At 58.9% G+C, this 9,529-nt stretch carries 11 protein-coding genes; 7 read left to right on the top strand and 4 right to left on the bottom strand.

Annotation, left to right across the window (positions count from 1 at the left end; genetic code table 11):
• Positions 1–63 precede the first annotated feature (63 nt).
• On the bottom strand, positions 64–1,554 hold the full coding sequence (locus VD17_RS19045; RefSeq protein ID WP_046055149.1) for an aldehyde dehydrogenase family protein: 1,491 nt from the start codon (positions 1,552–1,554) through the stop codon (positions 64–66).
• 273 nt (positions 1,555–1,827) lie between these two features.
• Between VD17_RS19045 and VD17_RS19050 the strand changes: the two genes are divergently transcribed.
• Complete coding sequence (locus VD17_RS19050; RefSeq protein WP_008145342.1) at positions 1,828–2,082, top strand: DUF1652 domain-containing protein; 255 nt, start codon at positions 1,828–1,830, stop codon at positions 2,080–2,082.
• Between the two features lie 50 nt (positions 2,083–2,132).
• Here VD17_RS19050 and VD17_RS19055 read toward each other — a convergent pair whose 3' ends face one another.
• The gene (locus tag VD17_RS19055; RefSeq protein ID WP_046055150.1) at positions 2,133–2,489 is read right to left on the bottom strand and encodes a hypothetical protein; all 357 of its coding nucleotides are present in this window, start codon (positions 2,487–2,489) and stop codon (positions 2,133–2,135) included.
• 24 nt (positions 2,490–2,513) lie between these two features.
• Here VD17_RS19055 and VD17_RS32260 point away from each other — a divergent pair, with 24 nt between their 5' ends.
• From VD17_RS32260 to peaD, 5 genes are all read left to right on the top strand, one after another.
• Positions 2,514–2,834, top strand: coding sequence for a hypothetical protein (locus tag VD17_RS32260; RefSeq protein ID WP_185753185.1), 321 nt, complete (start codon positions 2,514–2,516; stop codon positions 2,832–2,834).
• Positions 2,834–4,414, top strand: coding sequence for a quinohemoprotein amine dehydrogenase subunit alpha (peaA, locus tag VD17_RS19060; RefSeq protein WP_046055151.1), 1,581 nt, complete (start codon positions 2,834–2,836; stop codon positions 4,412–4,414). Before VD17_RS32260 ends, peaA begins: the two co-directional genes overlap by 1 nt.
• An 81-nt stretch (positions 4,415–4,495) precedes the next feature.
• Positions 4,496–5,926, top strand: coding sequence for a quinohemoprotein amine dehydrogenase maturation protein (gene peaB, locus VD17_RS19065; protein ID WP_008145337.1), 1,431 nt, complete (start codon positions 4,496–4,498; stop codon positions 5,924–5,926).
• Position 5,927: 1 nt separating this feature from the next.
• Entirely contained in the window at positions 5,928–6,251 is a 324-nt protein-coding gene (gene qhpC / locus VD17_RS19070; RefSeq protein WP_008027961.1) for a quinohemoprotein amine dehydrogenase subunit gamma, read from the top strand.
• Positions 6,252–6,276: 25 nt separating this feature from the next.
• Positions 6,277–7,395, top strand: a complete 1,119-nt coding sequence (gene peaD, locus VD17_RS19075; RefSeq protein WP_046055152.1) for a quinohemoprotein amine dehydrogenase subunit beta — start codon at positions 6,277–6,279, stop codon at positions 7,393–7,395.
• 153 nt (positions 7,396–7,548) lie between these two features.
• On the opposite strand, the gene VD17_RS19080 is transcribed toward peaD, so the two are convergent.
• Positions 7,549–7,950, bottom strand: coding sequence for a lysozyme inhibitor LprI family protein (locus VD17_RS19080; protein WP_046055153.1), 402 nt, complete (start codon positions 7,948–7,950; stop codon positions 7,549–7,551).
• A 57-nt stretch (positions 7,951–8,007) separates the two neighbouring features.
• Entirely contained in the window at positions 8,008–8,406 is a 399-nt protein-coding gene (locus VD17_RS19085) for a GFA family protein (protein WP_046055154.1), read from the bottom strand.
• Positions 8,407–8,684: 278 nt separating this feature from the next.
• Here VD17_RS19085 and VD17_RS19090 point away from each other — a divergent pair, with 278 nt between their 5' ends.
• Positions 8,685–9,173, top strand: a complete 489-nt coding sequence (locus tag VD17_RS19090; protein WP_046055155.1) for an SRPBCC family protein — start codon at positions 8,685–8,687, stop codon at positions 9,171–9,173.
• Positions 9,174–9,529: the final 356 nt, after the last annotated feature.

A 9,529-nucleotide genomic window follows, 5' to 3' on the forward strand; every position in this document is an offset into this window, starting at 1 on the left:
CACACCACAAAACTACTGTGGGAGCGAGCTTGCTCGCGATGGCGCCCGTGAGGGCGCCGCAGATCAGAGCTTGATCAACACCGACTTCAACTCGGTGTAATGCTCAATCGCCGCATACCCCATCTCGCGCCCAACCCCGGACATCTTGTACCCACCAAACGGCAACGCCGGATCAAGGGCACTGTGGCAGTTGACCCACACCGAACCCGACTTGATCCGCGGAATCATCCGGTGCACCGCCGCCAGATCGTTCGACCAGATACTCGCCCCAAGCCCGTACGGACTGTCATTGGCCATGCGCAACGCATCGGCTTCATCATCGAACGGAATCGCCACCAGCACCGGCCCGAAGATCTCCTCCTGCACCAGTGAGTGCTTCTGATCGACATCCACAATCACCGTCGGTTTGACGAAGAACCCCGGCCCGAACTGCTCACCACCACAGGCGATGGTCGCGCCACTTTCCCGTCCCTTTTCGATGTACCCGTAAACCCGTTCCTGCTGACGCGCCGAGATCAGTGGCCCCATCTCGACACTTGGGTCCAGGCCATTGCCCAGTTTCATGGCATTGGCGATGTCGGCGATGTCCGCCACTACATTGTCGAAATGCTTGCGCTGCACATATAGCCTGGAGCCTGCGCAGCACACTTGGCCCTGATTGAAGAAAATCGCGCTGGCGGCGCCGGCAGCGGCGCTCTTCAGGTCGGCGTCGGCCATGACGATGGTCGGCGATTTGCCGCCCAGTTCCAGGGTCACCCGGGTCATGGAATCCATGGCGATCTTGCCGATCTGCTTGCCCACGGCGGTAGAGCCGGTGAAGGTCAGCTTGTCCACCAGCGGATTGTGGGTCAGGGCCGAACCCGCGGTGATGCCGGTGCCTGTGACCACGTTGAACACGCCTTCGGGGTAACCGGCCTCCAGCACCAGTTCGGCAAGTTTCAGCGCGGTCATCGGGGTTTCGTCGGCGGGTTTGAGCACCACGGTGCAACCGGTGGCCAGGGCCGGGCCGAGTTTCCAGCAGGCCAGCAGCAGCGGGAAGTTCCAGGCGACTATGGCGCCGACCACGCCCACCGCTTCGCGGCGGATGAAACTGTGGAATTGATCGTTGGGCATCAACGGCAACGACACTTCAACGCTGGAGCCTTCAATCTTGGTCGCCCAACCGGCCATGTAGCGCAGGAAGTCGATGGACAGTTGCACGTCCATCACCTGGGCCACCGCCGCACTTTTGCCGTTGTTCAGGCATTCCAGTTGCGCCAGCAGTTCGGCGTCGCGTTCCATCAGGTCGGCAAGTTTCCACAGCAGGTTCTGCCGCTCCCGAGGTCGGGTGCGGGTCCAGGCCGAATCATCGAAGGCCTGGCGGGCGGCGAGCACGGCGCGGTCGACATCCTCAGGCGTGGCCCGTGGCACGACGCACAGCACTTCGCCGGTGGCCGGGTTGTGCAAGGGCATGGTCTGGCCGTCGGCGGCCTCGACCCAATCGCCGCCGATGAGCATGCGCGGGGCGCGCTGGATGAACGCCGAAGTGGCGGAAAGCAGGTAAGGGAGGGGCATGGCGAGACCTCTTGTTGTTTGTGAGAACAGAGGTTTCGCAATGGCTGTGCCAAGTTGCCTGAAAGGCAAGACAGCCCTTGGTCGGCGGGGGGGTGAGGCACTTAAGGGAATCGCGAACGCTGTGAGATTGTTGCAAATTGCGACAGCCATGAGACGACGAGCAACCGGGTTGCGACCTTGAGGTACCCGTTATTGAGGACTAAAATTTTCAGGCTCGGTGGGTGAAGTGACGGACCGTTCATCCGGCAATCATCTGGCGTGAGGGAGGTAACGATGTTCCTTTCAACCCTGGAAATTCAAAACATCATTGAACACAGTTTTCTGCCCTCCGTGTGCACCTGCACCATGGCGGCGGACCAGTCCCTGACGATTCGGGTCTGCGACTGCATGACCGGCAAAGTGGATATAGTGGCCACCCACGTTCCCCTGTGGACACTGGACAGTCCCCATGCGATCGCGTCTTTGGTGGCGGACATGCAGCACGAGATCGACGTACACAAAAGCGTTTCCCCCACCTATGACATCTAAACCGGCGTCACGCCGCACCGTCGGAAGGCGGTGCGGCCTGCGCCGATTATTCAGGCTGCAAACTTCTGGGAAATTTCGTCGAACGTGCTGCCATCCACAGCAACCAACAGCTTTCTGTCGTCCTTGAGCGTTGCCAGAAAGGTCACTTCGGTTTCCTTGCCGGCCAGCATGAATCCGGCGATTGCGCCGATGGGCCCCAACAGCATGGCCCCGGCCACGCCAAAGCCGATGGCATCCTTGATGTTGTTGATCGAATCCTCGTTGGCCACTTCCACGCGCTTGAACGATGAGAGCGGGAGGGTAATGCCGGGCCATGGGTGAAGCGACGTTCTGAGGGTGAAGACGCCGTCTGTGTACTCTCCATCACCCTGCAGAAAGTCCCCCGCCAGGACAGTGATGCTTGCCATTTTTTTATCCCCTGGTGGCAATCGGTGAACACCCATTTCGCGCTTGCAGGGGGGCGTCGTCAATCGTCGGCCGATGAGCTGTTCCGGTCAGGCCATCTATGCTTGTCTCAGACTGCAACAACTGTCGCGATATTAGACGCAGGCGATCTCGTTCAGCGATGGCGAAAAGCACTCATCTTTACGCAACGTATTGATTTAAAAGCCAATCGGCAAGCTGGCACGCTCCGTGTATTGCTCATCGCAGACGTTTCTCTTGCCTCCGTCAGCGGTGCGCCGCCGACGGCAGAAACCATAAAAACGATAAGCCACAAAAATAAGAAAGCACCGTGCGAGGTTCGACGTTGATGAAGAGAAAACTCCGATCAGGCCTGAGTGCCAGTCTGCTGGCCGTGGCCGCTTGTGTGGCGCTGCATTCGCCTTACAGCCTGGCAGCCCGCGACGCTCAGACCATCCTCAAGGAAACCTGTCAGGGCTGTCATACCCCCGAAGCCGATAACGCCCTGAGCCGCATCAGCCACCAGCGCAAAACCCCTGAAGGCTGGCTGATGAGCATCGCCCGCATGCAAACCATGCACGGTTTGCAGATCAGCGATGACGACCGCCGAACCCTGGTCAAATACCTGGCCGACACTCAAGGCCTGGCCCCAAGCGAGACCGACGGCGTGCGTTATGCGCTGGAGCGTCGACTCAATACTGTCGAGAAATTCGACGACCAGACCAGCCAGATGTGCGGCCGCTGTCACTCCGGTGCGCGGGTCGCCCTGCAACGGCGTCCGGCCCAGGAATGGGAGCGTCTGGTGAACTTCCACCTCGGCCAATGGCCGTCGCTGGAATACCAGGCGCTGGCCCGTGACCGTGACTGGTTCGACCTGGCCCGCAAAGACATGGTGCCGCTGTTGGCCAAGCGTTATCCGCTGGACAACCCGGCCTGGAAAAAATGGTTGAGTGCTGCGCCGAAAGCCGAAGCGCTGGTGGGCGACTGGAGTTTCAGCGGCCACTTGCCGGGCAAGGGTGAATTGGCCGGCGTGATGAGCGTCACGGCCGATGGCCGCGACACGTTCAAGGTCAGCGTCAAAGGCCAATACGCCGATGGCAGCCCGTTCAACGGCGATGGCAGCGCGATTCTCTACACCGGCTACGAATGGCGCGGCAACGTGACCATCGACGGCGTAACCATGCGCCAGGTGTTCGCTGCCCAAGGCAACGCGATGCAGGGTCGGATGTTCGAAGCCGAGCATGATGAGCGAGGTCTGGACTTCGTCGCTGCCAAGCAGGGCAGTAGTCGTTTGCTGGCGGTGCAGCCGGGTTACCTGAAGGCTGGCGCCGAAACTGAAGTGACCCTTGTCGGCAGCGGTCTCACCGGCAAACCGAACTTCGGCAAAGGCGTGGAAGTGGTCGAAGTACTGGAGCAAAGTCCAGAGCGCATGCGCGTCAAGCTTAAGGCCGCAGCCAATGCCCAGCCTGGTTTACGCGCAGTCACCGTCGGCACGCTGAAAGGCCCGACCCTGTCGGTCTACAGCAAGATCAACGAAGTCAAAGTCGTGCCTGAATTCTCGGTGGCGCGGATCGGCGAGGGCGGTGGGTCGACGCCGAAAGTCCAGGGCCGTTTCGATGCCGAAGCCTGGGGCAGGGGCACCGACGGCAAGCCATATCGCATCGGCGTGTTCCCGGCGCAGTGGTCGGTCGAAGCCTTCGACGACCGCGCCAAGGAAGACGAAGACGTCAAGTTCGCCGGCACCATGCAGGCTGACAGTGGCGTGTTCACACCGGGCGATGCCGGGCCGAACCCGCAGCGCAAAATGTCCACCAACAATGCCGGCAACCTCAAGGTGATTGCCGCCGTCGACGACGCAGGGAAGTCCCTGACCGGCGAAGGCCACATGATCGTCACCGTGCAACGCTGGAACAATCCACCCATTCCATGAGTTGACTGATTTCAAACGATTCAGACACTTTTTCGGAATGATCGCAGGCCCCGCCAAGCGGGGTTTGCACAGGAGGTTGCAATGGGCGCTATTTTGAATCTGGTCGAACGGAACCTGCACGAAGTGCACGTCGATGCCGACCGCATGCTGTTTCACATCCCCAGCAGTTCGCTGTTCGCCAGCGATGAGCTGACGGGCACCATCATCGATACCTTGCGCGGTCCCGGTTGCTCGTCGGAAGACCTGATCCAGCGTCTGGCTTCGCGTTTCAACGGCGAGGAAATCACCGAAACGCTGCGTGAGTTGATGTCCCTGGAACTGGTCAGCGACGGCTCGCCGCTGACCCCCGACATCGGTACCAAACGGGTCGAGCGCACGGCGATCAATACCGTGGTGCTCAACGTCAACACCGGCTGCAATCTGAGCTGCACCTACTGCTACAAGGAAGACCTGGACAAGCCGTCGGCCGGCAAGAAAATGGACGTCGAAACGGCGGTCGCGTCGGTGGAGATGCTGCTGCGCGAATCCCCGGACGAAGAGCGTTTCACTGTGGTGTTTTTCGGTGGTGAGCCGCTGAGCAATCGCAAGCTGATCGAGTACATGGTCGACTATTGCGAGAAGCGTTTCCGCGAGGCGGGCAAGTTCGTCGAGTTCGTCATGACCACCAACGCGACGCTGCTCACCGAAGAGACCGTGGACTATCTGAATGCCCACCGTTTCGGCCTGTCAGTCAGTATCGACGGACCGAAAACCGTGCACGACCGCAACCGCATCACCGTGGGCGGGCAGGGCACGTACGACGTGGTGCGACGCAAGGCTGAAATGCTGCTGTCGCGCTACAACAGTCGTCCGGTCGGTGCCCGCGTCACCTTGACCACCGGCGTCACCGACGTCGAAACCATCTGGGATCACCTGTTCAACGAACTGGGTTTTGCCGAAGTCGGCTTTGCCCCGGTGACCTCCGGCGACATCAGCACCTTCAACCTGTCCAGCGACGAGCTGATCGAAGTCTTCGCCAACATGAAGAAACTCGGCCGGCGTTATCTGGAAGCGGCGCTGGAGCACCGCAACATCGGTTTCTCCAACCTGCACCAGTTGATCACCGACATCCACGAAGGCCACAAAAAAGCCCTGCCTTGCGGCGCGGGCCTGAAGATGCTGGCGGTGGATCACAAGGGCGAATTGAATCTGTGCCACCGCTTTACCGGTTCGAGCCTGCCGACCTTCGGCAACGTCCACAGCGGTGTGAAGCAGGTCGAGTTGAACGACTTCCTGTCCCAGCGCCTGGACCGCACCAACACCGGTTGCGAGGACTGCCAGATCCGTAATCTCTGCTCCGGCGGCTGCTACCACGAGAGCTATGCCCGTTACGGCGACCCGACGCACCCGACCTATCACTACTGCGAACTGATGCGTGACTGGGTCGACTTCGGCATCGAGGTCTACACCCGGATCATGGCCCACAACCCTGCGTTTATCAGCAGCTACATCACTCCGCGCAAGGCTCACTGATATGAAACATCTCAAGGCAATCAATAATAAAGCGCTGAAACTGGATGAGGCCGCGGCCGAAAACCGCATTGAAGAAGTGGTGGCGATGAGTTCCGTCGCCGGCTGCGCCTCGACCACCGACCCGGGTTGGGAAATCGACGCCTTTGGCGGTGTGTCGTCGCTGTGCCAGCCGATGGAAGCCGACCTTTACGGTTGTTCCGACCCTTGCTGGTGGCCGGCCCAGGTGCCCGACATGATGAGCACCTACCCGGACTGGAACAAGGATGCCCAGGCGTCCAACGACAACTGGCGCAACCTTGGCACTGTCTTCCCTAAAGACAAGTGATCGGACAGAGAAGAAGGATTCCAGCATGCCTAGCATCAAAGCCTGCGGCCTGACCGCATTCGCCGTCCTGAGCGCCTGTTCGCTCAACGTTCTGGCCGATGAAAACACCGCTCTCGAAACCGGTCACGAGTACATGTTGACCACCAATTACCCGAACAACCTGCACGTCATTGACGTGGTCACCGACACCTTGTTCAAGACCTGCAAAATGCCGGATGCCTTCGGCCCCGGCACCGTCCAATTGTCGCCGGACCGCAAGACCGCTTACGTGCTGAACAATCACTACGCGGATGTCTACGGCGTTGAGCTCGACAGCTGCAAGCAGGTGTTCCACGCCAGCATCACCCAGAAACCGGGGGAGAAAGCGAGGTCCATGTTCGCCTTCACCCTCAGCCACGACGGCAAGGAACTGTTCACCATTGCCAACCCGACGTTGATGCTCAACGACCACTACGAAGTGCAGCAACCGCGGCTCGATGTATACGCCACCGACGCCGGCATGGACGCCAAACCCGTACGCAGTTTCCCGGCGCCACGACAGCTGACCATCATGCAGAGTGGTGACGACGGCACGCTGTACGTGGCGGGGGCGGATGTCTACAAGGTCGATGTGAAGACCGGCAAGTTCGACGTGCTGATCCCCAGCCGCCACTGGAAGCGCCCGGGCTATAGCGCGCCAGACGTGCTCTACGTGTGGAACCAGCAGACCTATCGCCATGACTTCTCGCTGCTCTACACCGCGGCGAAATTCAAGGACAAGAAGCAGGACCCGCTGACCGCCGAGTACCTTTACGGGCTGTTCAGCATCGACCTGAAAACCGGCAAGACCGAAACCACCGACTTCGGCCCTCTGACGGAAATATACTTCAGCGGCATGCGCTCACCGAAGGATCCGAACCTGATGTTCGGCGTGCTCAACCGTTTGGCGAAGTACGACATCAAGGAGAAGAAAATGCTCCAGGCAGCGACGCTGGATCATTCCTACTACTGTATTTCGTTCAACAAGGACGGCAGCAAGATTTATCTGGCGGGGACGTTTAACGATGTGGCGATCTTTGATCCCGAGAGCATGAAGCAGATTGGCAGCATCAAGTTGCCGGGTGGGGATATGGCGATTACGACCGCGCAGGTATTTGTGCGGTAATTGCGGCGCCTGAGCGGCCGCCATCGTCGGATCGCCGCCCGGAGCAAGCTCGCTCCCACAGTGGATCTTCAGTGTGATCGCTATTGTGTGAACATTGCTGAACCCTGTAGGAGCGAGCCTGCTCGCGATGAGGCCCTTACAAGCACCGAATCATCAAGCCCCAGGCACCGGACAACTCAAATCCCCCTCCTGACACTTCAAATAATTCTTGAAAGTCTCAACCCGCGCCTTGGTCAACTCAGTCACACAATTGCTGTAGATCAGCGGATACACACTCCCACCTTCCACCCCGGCGCTCGAGAACTTGCACTCGGCATCCCGAAACGCAACCCACGACCGCTGCGCCTCGATCAGCAGCTTTTTGCTTTCGGGGGTACTCTTCAAACGCTCGTTGATCTGCTGGTAAAGCGCATTCAACTCCTTGTCCGCCGTCTTGTGCTGCTGCGCCGCGCACTGATTCATCGTCGCCTGGTCGGCGGCGTTGTCGCAGTTCACCGCATAAGCAACGGTGGTGAACAGCAGAGGCGACAGTGCCAGGAGAAAGCGTGGGGGCATGGGGATTCTCGCTGTGACAGAAAAGTTGGGATGCAGTGTAGTGCCGTGTTAGACCCTTTATGTTTGCCATTCAGGGCATTTTTTAATCGATTCATAGGCAAGCCACGGCACGTCATGTGTCGTCCAGATATGTGCCTGAGGCGTCATCTTCGGGTCATCGTCCAGTGTCGCCACACGAACGATAACGTGAGGTTGGGCCAAGCGCTCAGCCATCAAGTGTGAACCGCAGACCGAACAGAAATGCCGCAGCTTGCCCGGCGACGATTCGTAGCTGCTCAGGCGGTCCTGGCCTTTGGTCCAGCGAAAATGTTCGCGCATGACCCCGGCTGTCGAGGCAAATGCCGCCGCGTGTGCCTTGCGACAGGTTTGGCAGTGGCAATGACTGATGGGCATGTCGAGGCTATCGACTTGGTACTCGATGGCTTTACACAAACAGCTGCCATGCAGGCTATTCATTGCGTGCTCCTGATTGCGTGAGGGTGGCGCAAGCCAGGCCCAGCAGGGCTCCGCGATAACGCTCCGTCAGTGAAAGCTGCATGAATCGTCCTTGTCTGAGTCAATTTCGTTTTTAACGTTAGCAGTTTCGGTCTACTCGTTTGGTTTTCAAACCAGCAGTTACACTTGGAAATGCAGCTGAATATTTCGTACAGGGTTGATTGCGATACCCGATTGATACAACTTTAGGGTTGGTCTTGTGGTCTTACAGGCCTACTGTTCAGTACAGGAGGTGACTTATGAATCCAGCATCAGATCGCATCGAAAGGAAGATCCTGCTCAAAACGCCACGCTCGCAGGTCTGGCGCGTGCTGGCCAATGCCGAAGCCTTCGGACAGTGGTTTGGCGTGGCGCTGGAGGGCAAGCGTTTTGTCGCCGGTGAGTGGACCCAGGGGCAGATTACGTACCCGGGTTATGAGCACTTGCTGTGGAATGTACTGGTGGAACGGGTCGAGCCCGAGCGGGTGTTTTCGTTTCGCTGGCACCCGTATGCCGTGGAGCCGGAGCTCGATTACTCCCAGGAACCCACCACGCTGGTGAAGTTCGAGCTCGAAGACATGGATGAAGGCACGTTACTCAAGGTCACCGAGTCCGGTTTCGATCACATCCCCCAGACTCGCCGGCTCAAGGCGTTCCGCATGGACAGCCGCGGTTGGGATGAACAGATGAACAATATCGAAGAGTTTCTCAAAGTCAGTGCCAAGCAACGCGAGCGTGAGGAAGAGTGATGGCTGCATGTTCGAACCTTGGCTGAAACGCTGGGCGTTTATCGACGACGATACCCTGGCGGCAGCCAGGTCAGCTGCAGGCCGCCAAACTCGCGGGTTTAATGCTAAATACCTGAGCCGTCTAAGGGTTTACGGAAGGGTGGGTATAGCGAATGTCTTACACGCGATGGTAGCTATGTCGTCTATTGCACATTGGATCCGAAGCGTAATCTGGCTTCATCAACCGAAGCACAGGAAGTGCTCGGGATCATGGATGATCGACCATAAGCAAGGAATCGCTGCCGACAGGGAGTCGTAATGGTCTTGGGAAACCCGCTTCGGCGGGTTTTTTTTGGGTGCGCCCAGCATGGGCGCAA

Source organism: Pseudomonas fluorescens (genome assembly GCF_000968015.1).
GTDB classification, from domain to species: domain Bacteria; phylum Pseudomonadota; class Gammaproteobacteria; order Pseudomonadales; family Pseudomonadaceae; genus Aquipseudomonas; species Aquipseudomonas fluorescens_W.